This window comes from Nitrosomonas marina (assembly GCF_900110145.1).
GTDB lineage: Bacteria > Pseudomonadota > Gammaproteobacteria > Burkholderiales > Nitrosomonadaceae > Nitrosomonas > Nitrosomonas marina.
In genome coordinates this window covers 36,846-57,924 of sequence record NZ_FOCP01000007.1, presented here as the reverse complement: position 1 = coordinate 57,924, position 21,079 = coordinate 36,846, and the positions used below count along the sequence as shown (strand labels likewise).

General features: G+C 43.0%; 18 protein-coding genes. 8 read left to right on the top strand and 10 right to left on the bottom strand.

Translation table 11 applies throughout. The annotated features are described in order from the left end of the window. Nucleotides 1–4 precede the first annotated feature (4 nt). The 8 genes from BMX44_RS06535 to BMX44_RS06500 all read left to right on the top strand — a co-directional run bounded on the left by BMX44_RS06535 (nt 5) and on the right by BMX44_RS06500 (nt 9,856). On the top strand, nt 5–1,570 hold the full coding sequence (locus BMX44_RS06535) for an XrtA system polysaccharide chain length determinant (protein ID WP_090629939.1): 1,566 nt from the start codon (nt 5–7) through the stop codon (nt 1,568–1,570). A 60-nt stretch (nt 1,571–1,630) separates the two neighbouring features. Continuing rightward, nucleotides 1,631–2,527, top strand: a complete 897-nt coding sequence (locus tag BMX44_RS06530) for an XrtA-associated tyrosine autokinase (RefSeq protein WP_090629935.1) — start codon at nt 1,631–1,633, stop codon at nt 2,525–2,527. Continuing rightward, a complete protein-coding gene (locus BMX44_RS06525; RefSeq protein WP_090629931.1) occupies nt 2,524–4,059 on the top strand; it encodes a TIGR03016 family PEP-CTERM system-associated outer membrane protein in 1,536 nt (511 codons plus the stop codon). Before BMX44_RS06530 ends, BMX44_RS06525 begins: the two co-directional genes overlap by 4 nt. A 12-nt stretch (nt 4,060–4,071) precedes the next feature. Continuing rightward, a complete protein-coding gene (locus tag BMX44_RS06520; protein WP_090629927.1) occupies nt 4,072–5,085 on the top strand; it encodes an XrtA/PEP-CTERM system-associated ATPase in 1,014 nt (337 codons plus the stop codon). A gap of 3 nt (nt 5,086–5,088) precedes the next feature. Then, the gene (locus tag BMX44_RS06515) at nt 5,089–5,943 is read left to right on the top strand and encodes an XrtA system polysaccharide deacetylase (RefSeq protein WP_245738856.1); all 855 of its coding nucleotides are present in this window, start codon (nt 5,089–5,091) and stop codon (nt 5,941–5,943) included. Nucleotides 5,944–6,021: 78 nt separating this feature from the next. Further along, nucleotides 6,022–7,029 (top strand): FemAB family XrtA/PEP-CTERM system-associated protein, encoded by a 1,008-nt coding sequence (locus tag BMX44_RS06510; protein WP_425433712.1) that lies wholly within the window; start codon nt 6,022–6,024, stop codon nt 7,027–7,029. A gap of 41 nt (nt 7,030–7,070) precedes the next feature. Next, a complete protein-coding gene (gene xrtA, locus BMX44_RS06505) occupies nt 7,071–8,630 on the top strand; it encodes an exosortase A (RefSeq protein WP_090629918.1) in 1,560 nt (519 codons plus the stop codon). A gap of 86 nt (nt 8,631–8,716) precedes the next feature. Next, nucleotides 8,717–9,856 carry a TIGR03088 family PEP-CTERM/XrtA system glycosyltransferase gene (locus BMX44_RS06500; protein WP_090629913.1) on the top strand — a complete coding sequence of 380 codons (1,140 nt, stop codon included), beginning with the start codon at nt 8,717–8,719 and terminating at the stop codon, nt 9,854–9,856. A 126-nt stretch (nt 9,857–9,982) separates the two neighbouring features. Here BMX44_RS06500 and BMX44_RS06495 read toward each other — a convergent pair whose 3' ends face one another. From BMX44_RS06495 to BMX44_RS06450, 10 genes are all read right to left on the bottom strand, one after another. Beyond that, nucleotides 9,983–10,294, bottom strand: a complete 312-nt coding sequence (locus BMX44_RS06495; protein WP_281246243.1) for a DUF4389 domain-containing protein — start codon at nt 10,292–10,294, stop codon at nt 9,983–9,985. Between the two features lie 54 nt (nt 10,295–10,348). Continuing rightward, nucleotides 10,349–10,813 (bottom strand): methyltransferase family protein, encoded by a 465-nt coding sequence (locus tag BMX44_RS06490; protein WP_090629909.1) that lies wholly within the window; start codon nt 10,811–10,813, stop codon nt 10,349–10,351. A gap of 11 nt (nt 10,814–10,824) precedes the next feature. Continuing rightward, complete coding sequence (locus BMX44_RS06485) at nt 10,825–11,349, bottom strand: NlpC/P60 family protein (RefSeq protein WP_090629905.1); 525 nt, start codon at nt 11,347–11,349, stop codon at nt 10,825–10,827. 178 nt (nt 11,350–11,527) lie between these two features. Then, complete coding sequence (locus BMX44_RS06480; RefSeq protein ID WP_090629901.1) at nt 11,528–13,234, bottom strand: methyl-accepting chemotaxis protein; 1,707 nt, start codon at nt 13,232–13,234, stop codon at nt 11,528–11,530. A 115-nt stretch (nt 13,235–13,349) separates the two neighbouring features. After that, nucleotides 13,350–14,429 carry a protein-glutamate methylesterase/protein-glutamine glutaminase gene (locus tag BMX44_RS06475; RefSeq protein WP_090629896.1) on the bottom strand — a complete coding sequence of 360 codons (1,080 nt, stop codon included), beginning with the start codon at nt 14,427–14,429 and terminating at the stop codon, nt 13,350–13,352. A 35-nt stretch (nt 14,430–14,464) separates the two neighbouring features. After that, nucleotides 14,465–15,112: a chemoreceptor glutamine deamidase CheD gene (cheD, locus tag BMX44_RS06470; RefSeq protein ID WP_090629892.1), complete on the bottom strand. Its 648-nt coding sequence runs from the start codon at nt 15,110–15,112 to the stop codon at nt 14,465–14,467. Continuing rightward, a complete protein-coding gene (locus BMX44_RS06465) occupies nt 15,109–16,035 on the bottom strand; it encodes a CheR family methyltransferase (protein WP_090630349.1) in 927 nt (308 codons plus the stop codon). The genes cheD and BMX44_RS06465 overlap by 4 nt, the downstream gene beginning before the upstream one ends. A gap of 143 nt (nt 16,036–16,178) precedes the next feature. Then, on the bottom strand, nt 16,179–17,903 hold the full coding sequence (locus BMX44_RS06460) for a methyl-accepting chemotaxis protein (RefSeq protein WP_090629888.1): 1,725 nt from the start codon (nt 17,901–17,903) through the stop codon (nt 16,179–16,181). A 33-nt stretch (nt 17,904–17,936) separates the two neighbouring features. Next, nucleotides 17,937–18,446, bottom strand: coding sequence for a chemotaxis protein CheW (locus BMX44_RS06455; protein WP_090629883.1), 510 nt, complete (start codon nt 18,444–18,446; stop codon nt 17,937–17,939). 61 nt (nt 18,447–18,507) lie between these two features. Next, nucleotides 18,508–20,715 carry a chemotaxis protein CheW gene (locus tag BMX44_RS06450; RefSeq protein ID WP_090629879.1) on the bottom strand — a complete coding sequence of 736 codons (2,208 nt, stop codon included), beginning with the start codon at nt 20,713–20,715 and terminating at the stop codon, nt 18,508–18,510. Nucleotides 20,716–21,079: the final 364 nt, after the last annotated feature.

Here is a 21,079-nt window from a genome sequence, read left to right as displayed (position 1 = left end):
CTTCATGGATGAGTTAATAACTCGATTGTATGTCAGTATCAAAGGAATTTGGAAATATCGTTTCTTGGCAGTCATTGTTGCATGGATGATTGCAATTGCGGGCTGGTTTTTCGTGCTTAAATTACCGGATAATTTTGAGGCATCCGCGAGAATTTATGTTGACACACAAAACATTATCAGACCGTTGATGGAAGGCATTACCGTCTCAACAAACGTGCAGCAGCAAATATCCATAATGGGACGCACATTAATCAGTCGCCCAAATGTTGAGAGAGTGATACGTATGGTTGATCTCGACGTGCAGATCACGAACGAGAAGGAAAAGGAGCAACTGATAGCCAGCCTTATGGAGGAAATCAAGTTGGGAGCAGCTGTCGGCGATAACATTTTCACAATCACCTATAACAATAAAGATCCTGTATTGGCCAGAGATATAGTGCAATCGTTATTGACAATTTTTGTTGAGGAAGGTCTGGATGGCAAAAAAGATGATTCTTCTTCTGCACTAAGATTTATTGATCAGCAAATAGCAGCCTATGAAGAAAAGTTAATAGCCGCAGAAAATGCCTTGACAGAATTCAAGCAAAACAATCTGGGGCTGTTACCAGGGCAGGGTGGCGATTATTATGCGCAATTGCTAAAAGCCGAGGAAGACATGAGACAGGCTCAATTGGCGCTCAAGGAAGCTGAAAAAGGTCGTGACGCCATCAGGAAGCAAATTAGCGGTGATGAGCCGGTCTTGGTCTTGGAACCATTCATCGTTGAGGACGAAACTATTGTTAATCCGGAAATTGATGCGCGCATACATAGCCTGAATGAGAAACTGGATACGCTGCGGCTCAATTATACTGAATTACATCCGGATATCGTTTCCACCAAAAGACTCATAGAGCAGCTCGAAGAACAAAAAAAAGAAGAAGCCAAACATAATTTTTCAGGTACCAAGGATCCCGGCAGAAACTATAGCCCAATGCTGCAGCAATTGAATATTGCGTTGGCAGATGCAGAGGCTATAGTCGCTTCAATGGCTGCGCGGGTTGAAGAATACACCGCTCGATATGAGCGGTTAAAGTCATTAAGTGCGGCTATTCCACGAGTGGAGGCGGAATTTACCCAGCTCAACCGTGACTATACCGTCAATAAGACAAATTATGAACAATTGCTGGAACGTCGTGTTTCCGCAAGAATGTCGGGAGAACTGACATCGGCTTCCGGGCTTTTATCATTCAGGATTATTGATCCACCCCAGGTTCCTGAGATTCCTGTTGGTCCAAACCATAGAGTTATGTTCTCTATGGCATTTTTTGCCGCGCTGCTGGCGGGTGTTGCCGTTGCGTTTGTTATCAGTCAGGTCAGGCCTTCATTTTACAGTCAGAGTAATCTGCGAGAAGTTACAGGTCTCCCAGTATTAGGGTCCGTGCCAATGATATGGACGTCTCAGCAGAAGGCCAAGCGGAAGCGGAGGCTTTTTATCTTTGGAGTGGCTATTTTGTTGTTAACGGTAGTATATGCGCTATTGATGCTGTATTTCAGAAAACTGAGCGGAATAGTGAATATGCTACCTTTTTAAAAGCAACGCCGGTTTAACAAGCAATACGCGGGATTTGTTCCGATTTCATCAAGGATTAACATGAGTATCATTGAAAGAGTGATTAGTAAACTGGAAAAGGAAGTTGGCAATAAGGCGGCAAAGGCTTCCGGTCGTTCTAAATCAAGGATAAAGTCTGATAAAGAACAAAAGCCAGTTGCGGTACCAGAGTTTGATCGCAAGCCGGATAATGGACCAGTTCTGAATGCGCATTTAACCGATTCGACCAATACAAATTATATCGATATTGACCTGGACCGGCTCAATCATTTGGGAATTGTGACTCCGATACAAGGAAAAACACAAATTGCCGAGCAATTCAGAATTATCAAAAGACCTCTGTTAACAAAAGCGTTTGCTAAAAAAAATAACAATCTGATTATGATTTCCAGCGCGCTGCAAGGGGAAGGTAAGAGTTTCTGTTCAGTGAATCTGGCAATGAGCATAGCTTCCGAGATGGACCACAGGGTTTTACTGATCGATACGGATGTCGCCAGGCCTTCTATACCCAATCTGCTGGGTTTTCAAACTCAAGCAGGGTTGATGGATATCCTGCTGGGTGAAACAAACGATGTTTCCGATGTTTTGATAAAAACCAACGTAGAAAAACTGAGCCTGATTACTGTTGGAACCGCGCATTCACATGCTACAGAGTTGCTCGCTAGTCAAACGATGGCCTTGCTGCTTGAGGAACTCGCTCAGCGCTATAATGACAGAATAGTGATATTTGATGCACCACCAATTTTGCTAACAAGCGAAGCGCGTGTATTGGCTGAGCGGATGGGGCAAATTGTTCTGGTTGTTGAAGCTGAACGCACAACGCAACAGGCGGTGAATCATATGATCAGTCAATTTAATTCCCGGGCTAATATAAATCTGATTTATAACAAGGTTAGAACGTTCGCCAGTGGTGAATACTATGGGTATTACTACTCATGAATTTCATAATTAAACAGAATAACAATTATCTGTTTATTAATTTAAGCGTTGTTTGCGTTTTTTTTCTGTTATTTTATGCACAAGTTGCGGTCGGAAAACTGGAATTTAGCCCGACTTTGACTGTCAGTGAAACCTATACTGATAACGTACGGTTGGGTGGTGGTTTGATCGCAGGCGGTGCTGGTGGTATCGGTTTTGGCGGTGCTGGAGCAAGTGGGGGCGACTTTATTACGCAGATCAATCCGGGTATGCTGGTGACTGGTCAAGGAAGGCGGTATGAAGTCAATGCACAATACGTCATGAACAATCTCATTTTTGCCAAAAATAATGAGTTGACCCAGATCAGGCATATGCTTAATGCCAACGCAACAACGGAAGTTCTGAAGGATTTGTTTTTCATTGACGGCGATGCCAGAATATTACAACAGAATGTCAGTTTGCTGGCGCCGCAGACGGCGAACAACGTTTTTGCAACAGGAAATCGTGCCAACCTTGAGATTTACAGTGTCAGTCCATACCTTCGACATCGTTTCCAGAGTTTTGCTACAGCCGAAGCGCGCTATACGCGGGGATATGTAAAGTCTGGGTTCAACGGATTTATCAACAGCCAAAGAGACAGTTATCAGTTTTTATTGAACAGCGGTAGCGCTTTCAGGAAACTAGGCTGGGGATTCAATTACAACAACAATCGTATTCATCTGGATCGTGCCAATACTACAATTGAACTTGAAAGTTATATAGGGAATCTCCGTTATAATTTAACGCGACGCTTTGCATTGACTGCTACTGGCGGCTATGAACGAAACAGTTTCATTTCAATTCGAGGAAAACCAAGCAGCCCGACCTGGACCGCAGGTTTTGCCTGGGCGCCCAATAAAAGAACGGATTTGCATTTTAGTGCAGGGCAGCGATTTTTCGGTGATACTTACTCAGCTACAGTTAATTACCGAACACGTTTATCCACCTGGCAGATTATTTATATCGAGGATATTACAACGCTTAACCAGCAAGCAGGTCAGTTTGGTGCGCTAGGCGCTTTGAATCTTGGGAGTATTGATGCCCAGAATTTGCTGTTGGGTCTTAGCAATTTTCTAACAAACCGTGTTTTCCTGCAAAGACGCTTTAATGCATCGGTAACCTTAAACGGATCAAGAAATGACCTGACACTGAATGTATTTCAATTAAAGCGAAAGCCTTACACTGCCGAAGAGCTTGATGAAGATTTGCTCGGCCTCCCTCTGTTTTTTAATGATACGCGACAGTTAGGTGGAAATGTTGCCTGGCGTTACAGGCTATCGCCACGGACAAATTTCAATATGAACTTTAGTTTTGTTAGATTCGACTTTTTGTCCGCAAATAGTACAAATGATAATCTGTTTTTTACAGCGAATGTGACCAAGGATTTTTTTCCAGATTTAATCGGTATGCTGCAATATCAGCGCATAGACCGCCTTTCGAATATTCAGTCTGGCACCCAGGATCTTGATTTGTCAGCCAATGCCGTTACTGTTTCCTTAACCAAGAATTTCTAGTGGAATCGTGCAATGTATGAATCGTTTTATGGATTAAGCGCCAAACCGTTTCAGTTAAAACCTGATCCCAGTTTTTTTTACGGCAGCAAGGGACATAAACGGGCAATGGCTTATTTGGAATACGGACTTTCGCAAGGAGAAGGGTTTATAGTCTTGACCGGCGAAGTTGGCGCAGGGAAAACCACATTGATGCGCAATTTATTCCGAAGACTCGAATCAGATAAGATTGTTGCGGTTCAGATAGTAAACACGCATATCGATTCCAATGATATTTTGACGTTGGTAGCTGCAGCTTTTGGTTTGCCGTATGCTAAAACAAGCAAGGCTGCTTTGTTGCTCGAGATTGAACAATTTCTGCAGCGTTGCGATCGGCAGGGAAAGCGGGTACTGCTGGTTGTTGACGAAGCGCAGAACCTTACATCTGAAACACTGGAGGAACTGCGAATGTTATCCAATTTCCAGACGGAAAATGCGCCGTTGCTCCAGACATTCTTGCTTGGCCAGCCCGAATTTAAGAAGACACTTTTGAATCAAAAGATGCAACAGTTGAGGCAAAGGGTGATTGCTACGTATCACCTGGGTCCATTGGATGAGCAGGAAACCAAAGCATATATTGAGCACCGTTTAAAAACCGCTGGTTGGCAGAATGATCCTGCTATAGAAGACAATGCCTTTCGATTAATCCATCTATCAACTGGCGGAATTCCACGAAAAATTAATTTGCTGTGTGACCGGATGTTTATGATGGGCTGCCTGGAAGAATTGCATCATTTTGGAGAAGATGCCGTTAAGATAGTAGTCAATGATTTTCAACAGGAATTTGACTCACCCAACGTTGAAACCGAGACAAATATGACAAAGCAGTCCGTGACAGACGTGCAGGTGGATAGCTATCCGGCAAAAGCTGATCTTGAAAAAATGGAAAGCCGGCTAGTCAGAATGGAAAAATCTGTACTTTTTGTTCTTGATTTATTAAAGCAGAACCTGTCATTTGGTAATGCTAAAAATGATTTTAACAAAAGATAGACTATGAACCAGACTAATGCCCGTACCTTAATTAAAAACGCGATGACCATTGATGTCGAGGATTATTTTCAAGTATCTGCTTTTGAAAAACATATCCCAAGATCATCTTGGGATAGTATTCCGTGCAGAGTGGAACACAACATTGAAAAAATTCTTGGTCTGCTGGATGAAAAGCAAATCAAGGCAACCTTTTTTACCTTGGGGTGGATTGCAGAAAGATATCCACAAATGATCACGCGGATGTCTGAAAACGGTCATGAAATTGCCAGTCATGGATGGGGGCATGCACGCGTTACAGATTTGACACCTTCGGAATTCAAAGAAGATATCATTCGAAGCAAAGCGGTACTGGAGGATATCAGCAGTCGGGCTGTTGTGGGCTATCGTGCTCCCAGTTTTTCTATAAACAGTAAAAATTTGTGGGCGCTTGATTGCCTTGCTGACGCGGGATATCGATACAGCTCTAGCATCTATCCAGTGCAACATGATCACTATGGCATGCCCGATGCACCAAGGTTTGCATATTTCCCAAGGGGTGAGAGCGGAGTGCTTGAATTACCCGTGACAACTGTAAGATTATGGGGCAGGAACGTACCCGCTGGCGGTGGTGGATATTTCCGGTTGTGGCCATATACAGTTTCTAAATGGTTTATTAAAAGATTGAACGGTATCGAATCTCATGCTGCAATTTTTTACTTTCATCCGTGGGAAATTGATGTGGATCAGCCTCGCCAACAAGGAGTCGGGTTTAAAACCCGGTTCAGACATTATCTGAATTTGCACCGCATGGAAAAGAGATTAAGGGCGTTGATCCATGATTTCCAATGGGACAGAGTAGATAAAATTTTTCTAAACTAACAAAATATTCTATAAATGAGTGTGTTGGCAGGGGTGTCAGATACAAAAAATCCAAGTGTGCAAATAACTGTTAATGAAATGCAGCCGGAAGATAGTGAACGCTGGGACCAGTTTGTACTGACGTGCCCAGAAGCGACTTTCTTTCACAAAGCAGGCTGGAAAAATGTGATTGAACGCGCGTTTAATCATAAAACATGGTTCTTGTATGCCGAATGTAACGGCGAGATACAGGGCGTGCTGCCGTTGGCTGAAATCAAAAGTTTTCTTTTCGGACATTTCTTGGGCTCCCTGCCTTTTTGCGTTTACGGTGGTGTTGCTGCCTGTAGTGATACGGTAAGAGAAAGACTTGAGCAAGCAGCTATTGAACTTGCCGATAAATTAAAGGTTGACTACCTTGAATTCCGTAACATGAAACCTGTACACCAGAACTGGCCTACCAAGGATTTATATGTCACTTTTCGAAAAACGCTTGATGCCGACATTGAGAAAAATCTTCTGGAGATACCGCGCAAGCAGCGCGCGATGGTAAGGAAAGGAATCAAGTTTGGATTGAAAAGTGATATCGATGAAGATATCGAACGCTTTTTCTTTGCATATTCAAGCAGTGTGCACCGGTTGGGTACACCTGTATTTTCAAAGAAATACTTTCAGCTACTGAAACAAACATTTGCACAAGACTGTGAACTTATGACTATTCATAAAAACGGCGTTACGCTAAGTAGCGTGATGAGTTTTTATTTTCGAAATGAAGTGTTGCCCTATTATGGCGGCGGAACAGTAGAGGCCAGAAACTGGGCTGCGAGCGATTTCATGTACTGGGAACTAATGCGGCGTAGCTGTGAAAATGGTTATAAAACTTTCGATTTTGGGCGAAGTAAACGTGATACCGGCTCTTATAGTTTTAAAAAGAACTGGGGATTCGAAGCGCAACCGCTTCATTATGAATACAAGCTAATTAAAGCATCTCATATCCCTAATCATAGCCCTTCAAATCCGAAATATAAATATTTTATTCAGACCTGGCAAAAGTTGCCGCGTTCTGTCGCCAATTGGATTGGTCCGTTTATCGTTAAAAGTTTGGGCTGACTTTGTACGTGAAAAATACTAAATTGTTAGAGTGAAACCGGATGAATACTGTTTTTGTATCAGAAAATTCAAATCGTAATTCGATTCATTTTGCCATTCTGATGACAGTAATGGCTATTGCCGGGATTCTGATCATTTATTATCAGACCATTTGGTCCATGGTGGAAACCTGGTACAGGTCGGACACTTATGCACATGGATTTCTGATACTGCCATTTGTAATCTATATGGTATGGACCAAGCGACACAGCATTGTCACTCTCAATCAGCAGCCGAGCCCTGTTGCCTTATTTGGTTTATTTGTTCTGGGCGCGTTTTGGCTGATTGCAGAATTGGCAAGCGTTCAGGTTGTGATGCAATACGCAGTTGTAGCCATGTTGCCTATAGTGGTTGCTGTCATTCTAGGCTACAGAATAATGCTTGTGCTGGCATTCCCTCTGGCCTATCTGTTTTTCGCAGTGCCATTTGGGGACATGCTGATACCACCCTTGATTAATTTTACAGCAGATTTCACTGTGAGTGCTTTGCAGTTCAGTGGCATACCGGTTTACCGTGAAGGCACGTTTTTTTCTCTGCCCACTGGAAACTGGTCTGTAGTTGAGGCCTGCAGCGGATTGCGATACCTAATTGCATCGGTTACGCTGGGTGCGCTATATGCTTATCTAACCTATTACAGCTTGGTCAAGCGTATTATTTTTATCGCGTTTTCGATACTGGTGCCAATCATCGCGAATGGTATACGCGCGTATTTAATCGTTATGACCGGGCACTTGAGCAACATGCAATTGGCTGTGGGTGTGGATCATTTGATATATGGCTGGGTTTTTTTCGGTTTAGTCATGTTAATACTTTTTTGGGTTGGGTCTTTATGGCGCGAAGACAATGCAACTGCACATACCATTCAAAGTAATGACAATCGTAGAGTCGACGAGCAAACCTCGGATGTTTCGGCCAGGAAAACTATTTTGTTTACCGGTTCAGTACTTGCGGTCGCATTAGTATGGCCGCTGTACGCAGCGTATCTCGATAATGATGAGGATTTTCTTCAACCAGAATTTAATTTCTCTTATTCAGAGAAAAAATGGCGCATGATAGATGAACCGGTATCTGACTGGAATCCAGTTTACATTGGTTCTCCAGGGAAGTTCGAGGCGCATTTTACCAACAATGAAAATAAGCAGGTCAGTTTGTTTATTACTTACTATCAAAATCAGCGTCAGGGCAATGAGTTAATAAACTCGGGAAATGCGCTGGTATATGAAATGGATTCACCATGGAGGCAGATTGGCGAGAGCGAACAATCATCTATGATCAATTCGGACAAGGTCAGCTATCTACAGGCACAGCTCAGTTCTTATGATAAAAATCTGCTGGTATGGCGCTGGTATGTATTAGGTAATGATGAAACAATCAGTACATATAAAGCAAAATTGTTGCTCGCTAAGAACAGATTGCTGACAGATAGTGATTTTGGCGCTGAAGTGATTATCGCAGCACCTTTTGCACTGCAACCCGATGAAGCAATGCCGGCACTTCATCAGTTCCTTGAAGATATGCTGCCTGAGATTACAAACAGTTTATACGCGGTGAGCGGACAATAATGTTTATTCATCTGGAATTGTGCGAATCTGTTCAAAATTTGAGAGCACCGTAAGGACTTGGCGAATTTTGTAAACAAGAGGGTTTAATGCAAAATACTCCTTTAATTGCTCATGTCATCCACCGTCTGGGCGTGGGTGGTCTCGAGAATGGCCTGGTTAATCTGATTAATTCTATTCCCTCCAGTCGTTATCGCCACGCAATTATTTGTCTTGAAGGATATACCGACTTTCGAAACCGAATTACTCAAGATAATATTAAGATCATAGCACTGAATAAACGTGAGGGATATGACCTTAAATTATATCTGAGGCTCTTTTCTGTATTACGTGAACTGAAACCGGATATTATTCATACACGTAATCTGGCAGCGTTGGAGGCACAGTTGATTGCTGCTGCTGCACGAATCAAGAAGCGAGTCCATAGTGAGCATGGCCGCGACATAATGGACTTAAAAGGTGAAAATTTTAAATACAATATGTTGCGCAGGGTAATATACCCATTTGTAGGGCATTTCATTACGGTGAGTAAAGACCTGGAATCGTGGCTTACTTGTTTGCTGAATGTCTCGCCTGAACGTATAAGCCAGATTTATAATGGCGTTGATAATCGCCGTTTTTCACCAAGCATAACAAACTATTGTCGGCAGGGCCCGAAAGGTTTTTTTACAGATGATGCATTTATAATCGGTAGTGTGGGAAGAATGGAGGCTGTCAAGGATTATCCAAATCTGGTGCGCGCTTTTTCACTTATTCTGAAAAATAATCCTGAAACTGGTAAAAGATTGCGCCTGATGATTGTTGGCGATGGCAGCACCCGGAATGAATGTCTTGACATGGCGCGGGAAGCCGGCGTAGCTGATTTTGTCTGGTTCCCAGGAGAACGTTCCGATATTTCGGAGCTTATGCGTATGATGGATTTGTTTGTTTTACCATCTCTTGCAGAAGGTATATCGAATACAATCCTGGAAGCGATGTCTTGCGGATTACCTGTTGTTGCAACTAGAGTAGGCGGAAATACAGAATTGGTCGATGAGAAAAGTACGGGTAAACTGGTTGCATCCGGTAACACCGTAGAGCTTGCAAGTGCGATTCTCGATTACTACATGACACCAGAGTTAGTCAGACTGCAGGGTATCTCAGCACGTCAGAAGGTCGAATCAGAATTTAGTATGAAGGCCATGACAAATAATTATCTGGGTGTTTACGATCAGATTATGTCAATGTAAACACAATATGTGGTTTATCAATGCGCATTGTGTTTGTCAATTCTGATTGCTTATAACCAGTAGTTTCAAATAATCACTAATGCCAGGATAGCTGTAATAATACCTGCTAGCGTCTTCAGTAAATGACTACTGATCAGCTAAATGATCCGAGGAGTTAGTATTAATTTGCTGAGTACCATTCGGCCATTTGCTGAAAGGAAACGGTCGTTGTTCACTGTTAAATGACAGAAATTGAATTATTTGATAAATATAAGCACTCAGTCCATTCGAAAATTTGAGGATTTGTTCATTTGGTTTTTCTGTCATTAAAATCGTACCAAATTGGAATAGCATAACGCCAATAATAAGAAATTTTGAGATGCTGTAGATTACGGTAAAAAATAACATAAATAATCCACGGACCAGAATTTCATTTTTTTGTAAAGATTTTTCAGTCACTTGTATGGTTGAACTCCATCAATAGAATAAATAATATTTGGTGAGTTTTGTAGTTTATAACCAGCGCCGTACGCTTCGTTTGTATATTTCAAATTGATCTCCAAAGATTTGGCTCAACAATTGTTCCTCGAGTTCAATCTGAAACCGATCCATATAGAAAATAAAACCTGCAATCAACAATAATGCGGGTATGTTGTTTAGGTACATGCCCCACCCAGCCAAGATAATGACAAACCCCAGATAAATAGGGTTGCGACTGTATTGATACAGGCCGCTGCTTATTAAAATTGTGGTTGACTCCGGTCTTATCGGATTTAGCGTGGTTTTTTTGCGTATGAATGTAGCGGCGCATAACAGTATTACCAATAACCCAACAGCTATCATCAGTAATGGAAACAGTGCATGCGGTTCCGTTTTAAATAGAGAAACAGGAAATAAAATGGCAAGAAACCACATTGCAATCGCAAAAAGAACCATTACCAGCGCTGGAGGAATCAATCTTATTCGCTGGTGCTTCATTGGTTATATGCTTATACCCGGACCGATTTCCAGTATTTTGCTCTCCAGTAGACATTATCTAATCGAGAAATTGTAACCCCTTTCTTTTGAGAGACATGGAGAAATTTGTTTTTTTCTATATAAATCCCGACATGCTTTGATGTCGGCCCGGTGCGAAAAAATACCAGATCTCCAGCGTTTAATTCATGCTTCTGAATCACTTTCCCCATCTTTGATTGTTGACGTGTCGTTCTTGGCAAATGTATGCCCATTTTTGATTTGTATGTCAGGTAGACGAATCCTGAACAATCAATGCCGTTTTTATTAATCCCTCCCAGTCTATAACGGACACCTGCCCATTCCTGGTGTTGATGATACAGTTTATTAATAACTGATTTTATCGGTGATTGTTCTATAGTTCCGGATTTCAGCTGATAAGGGCTACCTGCCTGTTTTTCAGAAAGTGTACTACATCCTGAAGCTGTCAATATCAATATGAAGTAGATACAAAAAATATATGTATTTTTCGTAAAGCGTTTTGTATTTTGATAGTACATGGTTGATGTTTTTTTTAACAAAACATTTGTAATCTTACCAAAACAGATTGCAAAATCAACCTTGTCAGCGACAAATCACGAAGTTAAACATGTTTCATTAATCAACACTTTCGTCGAGATTGAGAAAGACGCGTATATGCGCTCTTCCTCTTATTAGGCAGAGCGCACATGTACTCAATTAGCCTGTGGCGCTGTTTTTACGTCCATGGATGCGATGAATATTGGCCGGGCGTTTCCCGCTTCTCCTATCGGAGTTGTTTTGCAGAGATGTTTTCCATGCGAGTCTCGAATTATTGCGACGGTCAAATTCTGTTTCGTCGTGTTCGATTGCATCGAGTTTTAGTACTGCTATGGCCTGAGCGAGGTTATCGGTCTGTTCTTGCAATGATTTCGCCAATTTGGCAATTTCCTGCCCTAAAGAAGTGTTCTGCTGGGTCACAGTATCCAGATTGATCAGCGCTTCGTTGATTTGTTCAATACCCGAATTCTGCTCATGCGATGCATTTGCGATATCAGCCATGATTTCGGTTACTTTCTGGACTGAATTGACGACCTCGTTCATTGTCTGTCCAGCTTTGCCCACTAACTCTGTACCGGTTTCAATCTGATTTACTGAGTTATTGATTAACGTTGCAATTTCTTTGGCAGCAGTTGCAGAGCGCTGGGCAAGCATGCGAACTTCAGAGGCCACAACTGCAAAACCGCGGCCATGTTCTCCTGCACGCGCTGCCTCAACACCTGCATTCAATGCCAGTATATTGGTTTGAAAGGCGATTTCATCAATGACGCTGATGATGTTGACAACCTGTTTGGAGCTTTCATGAATTGAATTCATGGTATGCACGACGTCATTGACGATTTCACCGCCTTTGGATGCAACTGTACGCGCCTGAATTCCAAGTTTATTGACTTCTTGTACATTTTCGGTATTTTGTTTCACCGTTGAAGTCAGTTCCTCCATTGATGCCGCGGTTTTTTCAAGATTAGCCGATTGGTTCAGCGTGCGCCGGTTCAATTCATCATTTCCTTGAACCAGGCTTTCCGAACTTTGTGAGACGATGTTAGTGCTGGAATAGACATTCAATATGATACGGCGCAGGTTTCTGCTCATAGTATTCAATAATTCAAGCAACCGGCCCAGTTCACCCTTAGAAGATGGATAATCTGTATGAGAAAAGTCGCCGGACGCTGCACGTGATACAGCGTCGGAAATATTCTCTAAAGGTTTGACAATGGAAGCGATTGTATAGCAGCTCAACAGTATCGAAACCAAAAAACCGCATCCGATACCGGCTAAAAATGCAGTCGGGTGTTGTGTTGCAAATCCACTCAATGCAGTTGCTCCAACCAATAGGAAGGCGAAAGTTGGAAACGCAAAAGCAAGTCCTAGTTTTACTTTCAACGATGGACTGGTCAGGTTGCTCAACACTTCTGCAAAGCCCTTTTTAACGGATTTGCCTTCTTTTAGAATAACCTTGCCGTCTTTTATTTGTTGATATAGCGTCTCGGCACTTTGAATCTGCTCGTCCGTTGGTTTGTTGCGAATTGAAACATATCCTGTAATTTTACTCCCTTCGCGCAGTGGGGTTACATTAGCTTCAACCCAGTAATAATCACCATTCTTGCATCTGTTTTTTACAATCGCTGTCCAAGGCTTGCCGGATTTGACGGTATTCCACAAATCTTTGAAAGCTTCTTCCGGTACGTCAGGATGGCGCACTATGTTATGCGGTTTTCCCAGCAATTCCTCGCGCGAGAAACCGCTGACCTGAACAAATGCATCATTGACGAAAGTGATTCGTCCCTTTAAGTCAGTTTTGGATATTAATCCATCCTGTTCGCGAAAATCTTTCTCGATTGTTGTGATTGGCAGGTTTACACGCATAATTCATTTCCTCCATTAACATACTGCGACCATGAATACCTGGTTTTCAAGGTAATATGATTTACAGTCCACTTGCATAATCTGTATGCAAGCAAAATTTCGTTGTAATATGTTTTCAAACGCGTACCGCTTGCGCACCGATATGAAAGGCTCGTGATAACACTTTTTTTGCCATATCAGATAATGGAATGATTTCGTCAACGCCACCAGCAGCCACCGCTTCTTTAGGCATACCATAGACCACGCAGCTGGCCTCGTCCTGCGCAAAATTGTAGGCTCCTGCTGCATGCATTGCTAACATGCCGGCGGCACCATCTTTGCCCATACCTGTCAAAATCACGCCAATTGCATTTTTTCCTGCGACTTTTGCAGCGGAATGGAAAAGTACGTCTACGGAGGGGCGGTGCCGGTTGACGGGGGCGTCCTGATTTAATTCGGTCATATAGTTGGCGCCGCTTCGACGCAGCAAGAGATGGGAATGCCCGGGGGCGACAAAAGCATGGCCGGGTAATACGCGTTCGCCGCCCTGCGCCTCAACGACTCTTATTCTGCACAGTTTGTTTAAGCGATCGGCGAAAGATTTCGTAAATAACTCTGGCATATGCTGCGCAATTAATATGCCAGGACAGTTAGACGGCAGTTGTATGAGAAAATCCTTTAGAGCCTCTGTTCCACCAGTTGATGCACCGATAACGATCAGTTTCTCGGTTGAGGCTATATGATTTTTAGGTGTAGACAGTGTCTGTAACGATGTCGAGGTATTTGAGACAGATGCGGGAGTGAGTCGCTTAATGCGTGCATGCCTGGCAATACGCAATTTGGCGACAATTTGATTGGTATAATCTTGCAGGCCTGAGACAATATCTATTTTGGGTTTTGCAATAAAATCAACTGCGCCAAGCTCAAGTGCACGAAATGTTACTTCTGATCCTTTCCCGGTCAGTGTTGAAATCATTAATACCGGCGTGGGCCTTAATCGCATTAGTCTTTCCAGGAAATCAAGGCCGTCCATTTTTGGCATTTCGACATCCAGCGTTAATACATCCGGATTCATTTCGCGAATCATTTCCCGTGCTATCAACGGATCGGGTGCGGCACCAATTACCTCCATATCTGCCTGACTGTTAATTATTTCAGTAAGCATTTTTCGCACGAGAGCGGAATCATCAATAATTAGAACTCTGATTTTGTTCATGGTCTTCTAGATACACAAGAAAAAAGCGCGCGTTATCACGAAAAAAGTTCGACCGTTCCGCCTGAATTCCCTGACTGACTAAACTGATTAACCCGTGTAAAGTATCTCTTTTCGTTATCTGAAACGTTGTTGAACTGACCCTCTTTGAGTTTCTTGACCATTACTTTCCCGGTCTTGGGAAAGAAAAATACTTTTCTCGGATAAATATCGATCAAATCCTTCGCTGCTACACGAATATTCTCAGTGGCAAGAAACGCCAAAACAAAATCGGAGTTACGCTGACCTATATTTGAGTTGGTCAGCTCCTTTAAAACATTGCCACCGCCAAAAACTTTTGCTTCAAGATTCGTACGGCGTGCGCCTGATTTCAACAACTGATTAATCAGTATTTCCATAGCGTAGGTGCCATAACGGGCGGAAGCGCTTAATTGAGCGTTGGCATTTGAAGAGCCGGTATCCGGCAGCATAAAATGATTCATGCCGCCAATCCCGCTACGAATATCCCGTATGCAGGCTGCAATACATGATCCGAGAACCGTGACAAGTAGTTTGTCTTGATCTGTTACAAAATATTCGCCAGGTAACAGTTTGACTGCTTGCGCTTTAAATTCGTTGTCGTAGTAAAAGTGAGTTGCTGCCTGCTTATCAGTCAATGTGATGTTTTTGTTTTCTATTTCGATCATGCTGGTTCCTGTGTTTTGGCAACTTCATAGACAGTATTTGAACGCAGCCTGAAAAGGTCTGACGCATGCTGGAGGCTTTCAGAATGACCGGCAAACAGCAAGCCGCCTTCATCCAGCAATGGTGCAAATTTCTTCAGTATTTTGTATTGTGTCTTTTTATCAAAATAAATCATGACATTTCGACAGAATATTGCTTGAAAGACGCCGCGCATATACCAGTTTTCGTCAAGCAGGTTAATTCTTCTGAACGTGACCAGTTTACGGACATCATCCCGTATTCTTACAAGACCTTCGTTGCGTCCCTTGCCTTTATAGAAAAATTCTTTAAGTACGCTTTGTGGTAACTTATCAACACGGTCAAGTGGGTAAATTCCTTCGCTGGCTTTTTTTAGTACCTGGGTATCGATGTCAGTAGCCAGAATATGAACCGGGGGTGTTAGCGTATTGAACGCTCTGATGGCTGTGATAGCCATAGAGTAGGGTTCTTCTCCAGTGGAGGATGCTGTGCACCAGAGATGGGTTTTATGCTGGTTCGCTCTTTCGTGAAAATTTTTGCCCGGGCTGGAAAAATCGTTTGCATCAGTTGAACTGGATCTTTTGCACGATATCAGGTGTTGTTCCAGAATTGAGAAATGATGATTTTCACGAAAAAAAGATGTGAGATTTGTAGTCAGCGCATTAACAAATTCCTGCCATTCCAGGGAGTTTTTACGTTCCAGTAATTTTAGATATTCCTTGAAACTTTTAAGACCATGAAACCGTAGCCGACGGGTCAGGCGGCTGTAAACCATGTTTTGTTTGGAGTCTGATAATGAAATGCCGGCGTATTCATATATCATTCTTTTGGTTTTTTCAAAATCTGCCTGAGTGAAAACATATTCACGGGATGCTTCTTCCTTTTTTTTTATTTCAACATCCCACATTTTGCCTTCGGTCCGGTTGAATGATGATCGATGAAAAAAACAAACTGATACAGCAAGGCTGTTGATCTGACCAAAATGGTCGGGATATGACAAGCGCTATCCGCGGTCAGATGGCCAGATCAATAATAAATTACTTGAATCTGTTAAAATTCTTCCCAGTATTCATCATTACCGCCTGTTGCAACTTTTTTGGGCTTTGATGCAATTGAACCTGCGGTATTTTCTGTATTTTTATTTGCAGCGTTTTTATTCACTGTCGTACGATCAGGAAGCTGGGTTACATTTGTCTTTTTCTTGTGTCTGTTAACCGGTTTTATGGCCATATTCTCAGATAATCTGAACAATGAGATTGCCTTGGTCAGTTCTTCTGCCTGTTCTTTCATGGATTCTGCAGCAGCAGCAGCTTCTTCTACAAGCGCGGCGTTTTGTTGTGTCATCCCATCCATTTGTGTGACAGCCAGATTAATCTGTTCGATTCCAGAGCTCTGTTCCTGAGAAGCCGCAGAAATTTCAGTCATGATATCTGTTACACGTTTGACAGCACTGACAATTTCATCCATGGTTGTCCCGGCTTCGTCAACCAATCGCGTACCGTCTTCAACTTTGCTGACAGAATCACTGATCAGTTCTTTGATTTCTTTGGCTGCGGCAGCTGAACGTTGTGCCAGCGTACGCACTTCTGTAGCCACGACAGCAAAGCCGCGCCCCTGTTCTCCGGCACGAGCGGCTTCTACAGCGGCATTTAATGCAAGTATATTTGTCTGGAATGCAATACCGTCAATGACGCTGATAATATCAACGATTTTTCTTGAGCTATTGTTGATTTCACTCATGGTCTGGACGACCTGGCCGACAACAGATCCACCTTTAATTGCAACCTCTGATGCTCCGGATGCCAGCTGATTGGCCTGGTATGCATTATCTGCATTTTGCTTAACTGTAGAAGTCAATTCTTCCATGGAGGAAGCGGTTTGTTCCAGACTCGACGCCTGTTCCTCGGTACGTTCGCTCAAATTTGAATTGCCGGCAGATATTTCACCCGCAGCGACGAAGATAGAATCGGTTCCAATGCGTACTTTGCCGACCAGATCGACCAGATTGTCGTTCATTTGCTTTAATGCATGCATGAGACGACCTGTTTCGTTGGTTGAATTGGCTTCTATCCGGCTGGTCAGGTCTCCCGAGGCAACGGCATTGGCAACAGCAACTGCTTCGTTGATAGGTTCTACGATCGCGCGAATAAGCATCATGCCAATTACGATTGCCAAGATAACACCTGTAATTGCAGCACAGCTAATTATAAAGAAAAGAAATTCAAAATTTTCTTGTGCTCGTGCATATTCTTCACTGGCGACTCTGCCTTGCAAATCAATTAAATCGAAAACAGTTTTATGAAGAATGTCGAATTTCGGTCCTGCATCACTCATTGCGTTATCCCGTGCGCCTTCAAAATCACCGGCACTTGCAAGCCTGAATGTAAGATCGCGTGAATCAACATAAGCTTTTTCATGTTGAATATATGATTCAGCAAGTGCCGCTTCTTCCGGTGTCAGCACCGTTTGCATGTAAACCGACCATATCTTTCGGACTTCAGCATATCTATTGGCCGTATCCACTGTACGTGTCTTTGCAATTTCAACATCATTCAGGTTGGCAGCTACCACTGCATTCATTCGCATGATCTGCCAATGATCGTTTATCTTTCCCAGATCTACAGCCGGGATCGTACGGTCTTCATAGACAGTTTTTAATCCTTGGTTGGATTGATTGACGCCAAATAATCCAATACTGCCAACACTTATAAGCAGCAGCGACAAGATGCTGATCATTATTATTAAGCGTGATTTAATTGTCATATTGCTAAACATCTGAATCTCCTGTATATGCTCGTTAAGTGCTGCCTAATTGAGTGTTTGATCAATCAATCCGATGTCGTCGCTGGCCATCAGTTTTTCAATATCAACCAGAATTAGCATGCGTTCATCAATGGTTCCCAGCCCCATAATGTATTTGGTGTCAATGACTGAACCGAACTCTGGTGTTGACCGTACGTGGTCCATATCGAGACTGATAACATCAGATACTCCGTCAACCACGATACCCATTACACGCCCTGATACATTCAGAATAATGACGACCGTAAACTGGTCGTAATCGGTGTTGCCTAATCGAAATTTGATTCGCATGTCGATAATGGGAACGATAATGCCACGCAGATTGACAACACCTTTTATAAAATCAGGTGAATTGGCTATTTGAGTAACGGCATCATAACCACGAATTTCTTGGACCTTTAGAATATCAATGCCATATTCTTCACTTCCCAGTCTAAAGGTCAGGAATTCATTGGTGCTTACTGCTGGCGCGTTGCTTGCTGTTTCGGGTTGGATGAGTGTCTGTTGCTGTGACATACCGTCTTCCTCCTTAATTAAAAATATTGGAATTTGTCCATAAAGTTTTTTGAGTAACCGGTTACTTTGATGCTTTTTGTGAAGCCATGACCAGGCCGGTGGTATCAAGAATGAGGGCAACTGTGCCATCACCCATGATTGTTGCTCCGGAAACACCCATCACTCTGCGATAGTTTTTTTCAAGGCTCTTGATGACAACCTGGTGCTGGCCAATCAGTGCATCTACGAACATGGCTGCCTTATGTCCCTCTGCATCCAGAATGACAAGAATGCCGTCTTCGAGATTGGTTGAATTAGGTTTGATATTAAAAAATTCATGGAGCGCGATTACCGGCAGGTAATCACCGCGCACGTGAACGACACGACCTTTGCCTCCAACAGTTTTGATATCGGTATTTTTAATCTGGAGAGATTCGGTAATGTAGGTTAAGGGAACAATAAACATCTGATCCCCGACAGCCACTGAAAGACCGTCCAGTATGGCCAGTGTCAGTGGTAAGCGGATCGTGATGCGTGTTCCAACACCGAATACCGAATCAATCTCAATGCGCCCGCCCATACTCTGAATGTTACGTTTGACAACATCCATGCCGACACCTCGACCGGAAACGTCAGTGATTTTTTCGGCTGTAGAAAAGCCGGGTTCGAAAATAAGCATCCAGACTTCTTGATCTGACATGTTTTCATGGACGGGTATTCCGCGTTCCAGTGCTTTTGCGATGATTTTGTCACGGTTGAGCCCTGCGCCGTCGTCCCCAACTTCGATGACAATGCTGCCACCCTGGTGAAATGCCCGTAAGGTAATGGTTCCTTTGGCTATCTTTCCTGCTGCAATTCTCTTCTCGGGCGATTCGATGCCGTGATCAAGACTGTTCCTTACCAGGTGCGTCAGTGGATCAGCGATTTTCTCAATTAATCCTTTATCCAGTTCTGTACCTTCGCCAACTGTTTTCAGTTCAACCTTTTTGTCGAGTTTGGCGGCCAGATCACGAACCACTCGCGGATAGCGGCTGAAAACAAAGCTGATTGGCATCATACGAATTGACATAACGGCTTCCTGCAAATCGCGAGTATTACGCTCGAGCTGATTCATTCCGCTATTCAGTTTTTCATAGAGAACCGGATCAACCTCGGAAGCTGTCTGTGCAAGCATGGCTTGAGTGATGACCAGTTCCCCGACCAGATTAATCATTTGGTCAACTTTTTCGATACTGACACGAATGGATGATGACTCATTGACTGAAGTGCCTGATTTGGCCTGTTTCTGGGCAATACCGGAATTGACAGGCTCGGTTAAGGTTTTTGGTGATTCGGGAGCCTTTGAACCTGCTTCTTCTGGTTTTATATGATTGGATTCCTTTGGTGCAGCTGGCGCACCCGGGAAGAATCCGTAGGGCTGGGTTAGTTCAGATTCAGTGCTTTCGATGTTATCTGGTTCGATTTCTTGAGCATTTTCAGACGTTGTGTTGTCGGCCTGGCCTGGAACAGCGTCGTGTGCATCGACAGATTTTGATGATATTGGGAAAAACTGCTTTTCGATCGTTAATTGTGACGGATTAACGATGAATGCCAGAGCTTCCCAGATATCTTCTTCTTCCAAACCGGTGGTAAGGCGTATTCTACAATTTTGTTCTCCGTCGATCTGAGACAGCTTTACCAGCGTACCAAGCATGTTTAAATTGGCAAGCAGGTTATCCATGACTTTTTGACTGATACCATCTGAGGAGAACGCTATTTCATAGCATTCGTTTTTGGTTTCAGGCGCGGTTCCGGAATCAGAAGAATTTGTTATATCAGCAGGTTCCGTTTCATTCGGTGTATGCTTCGTCTGATCTGTTGATGCTGTTGCTGTTTCAGTATTCATCCTGGCTGGTTCGGACGCCTGTTCAGAAAACCGCATCAATTCACTGCGGACTGTTGCATCTGCATCTTCATCGGCTGTTCCATCGCCTCTGTGAGCGGCCAATTGCCCTTTGATTACATCGCCAGCTTTAAGAAAAGTGTCAATCATTTCACTGTGAATTACGATTTCGCCCTTGCGTAGCTTGTCCAGTAACGACTCCAGCATATGCGTCATCTCCGTCATGTCTGTAAAACCAAATGTGCCTGCCCCGCCTTTGATAGAATGTGCAGCACGAAAGATAGCGTTTAAGTCTTCTGGGTCCGGAGCGTTAATATCGAGCCCAAGCAAACGTGCTTCCATCTCTGCAAGTAATTCCGAGGATTCTTCAAAAAACACCTCATAAAATTGTTCAAGATCTGCACTCATTTCTTATCCTAAATTTTGAAACATCAATTGAATGAGAGAGCATGATTTCATACTGTTTCAAGTTGCAAATATGCTTGAGGCGACCGTCTGCAATCAAAGCTGATCGAGTTTTTCTAGTTGCTGAGGGCGTTATAGCTGATACGATATTCTGGAAGCATCGATACGTTGTAACCAATCTACACAGTTTCATTCTATGAAAGCTCGATTTATTGTCTAAAACAGGTATCCCTGAAAAGACTGACCGGATTTGATAAAAATTTATAACTGAATTTTGTATTCATAATTTAAATTTTAAAAAAAGCATGATAGTGAATTCGATCCTGAAGCAAATTAATAATTAAGCTGATAATTCAGTGTCTTTTTC

Coding starts and splice junctions, on each gene's coding strand:
- BMX44_RS06460 (WP_090629888.1), bottom strand. CDS start 17,903: ATGTTTAGCAATATGACAATTAAATCACGCTTAATAATAATGATCAGC.
- BMX44_RS06535 (WP_090629939.1), top strand. CDS start 5: ATGGATGAGTTAATAACTCGATTGTATGTCAGTATCAAAGGAATTTGG.
- BMX44_RS06520 (WP_090629927.1), top strand. CDS start 4,072: ATGTATGAATCGTTTTATGGATTAAGCGCCAAACCGTTTCAGTTAAAA.
- BMX44_RS06530 (WP_090629935.1), top strand. CDS start 1,631: ATGAGTATCATTGAAAGAGTGATTAGTAAACTGGAAAAGGAAGTTGGC.
- BMX44_RS06450 (WP_090629879.1), bottom strand. CDS start 20,715: ATGAGTGCAGATCTTGAACAATTTTATGAGGTGTTTTTTGAAGAATCC.
- BMX44_RS06480 (WP_090629901.1), bottom strand. CDS start 13,234: ATGCGTGTAAACCTGCCAATCACAACAATCGAGAAAGATTTTCGCGAA.
- BMX44_RS06455 (WP_090629883.1), bottom strand. CDS start 18,446: ATGTCACAGCAACAGACACTCATCCAACCCGAAACAGCAAGCAACGCG.
- cheD (WP_090629892.1), bottom strand. CDS start 15,112: ATGATCGAAATAGAAAACAAAAACATCACATTGACTGATAAGCAGGCA.
- BMX44_RS06475 (WP_090629896.1), bottom strand. CDS start 14,429: ATGAACAAAATCAGAGTTCTAATTATTGATGATTCCGCTCTCGTGCGA.
- xrtA (WP_090629918.1), top strand. CDS start 7,071: ATGAATACTGTTTTTGTATCAGAAAATTCAAATCGTAATTCGATTCAT.
- BMX44_RS06510 (WP_425433712.1), top strand. CDS start 6,022: ATGCAGCCGGAAGATAGTGAACGCTGGGACCAGTTTGTACTGACGTGC.
- BMX44_RS06485 (WP_090629905.1), bottom strand. CDS start 11,349: ATGTACTATCAAAATACAAAACGCTTTACGAAAAATACATATATTTTT.
- BMX44_RS06465 (WP_090630349.1), bottom strand. CDS start 16,035: ATGTGGGATGTTGAAATAAAAAAAAAGGAAGAAGCATCCCGTGAATAT.
- BMX44_RS06515 (WP_245738856.1), top strand. CDS start 5,089: ATGAACCAGACTAATGCCCGTACCTTAATTAAAAACGCGATGACCATT.
- BMX44_RS06500 (WP_090629913.1), top strand. CDS start 8,717: ATGCAAAATACTCCTTTAATTGCTCATGTCATCCACCGTCTGGGCGTG.
- BMX44_RS06490 (WP_090629909.1), bottom strand. CDS start 10,813: ATGAAGCACCAGCGAATAAGATTGATTCCTCCAGCGCTGGTAATGGTT.
- BMX44_RS06525 (WP_090629931.1), top strand. CDS start 2,524: ATGAATTTCATAATTAAACAGAATAACAATTATCTGTTTATTAATTTA.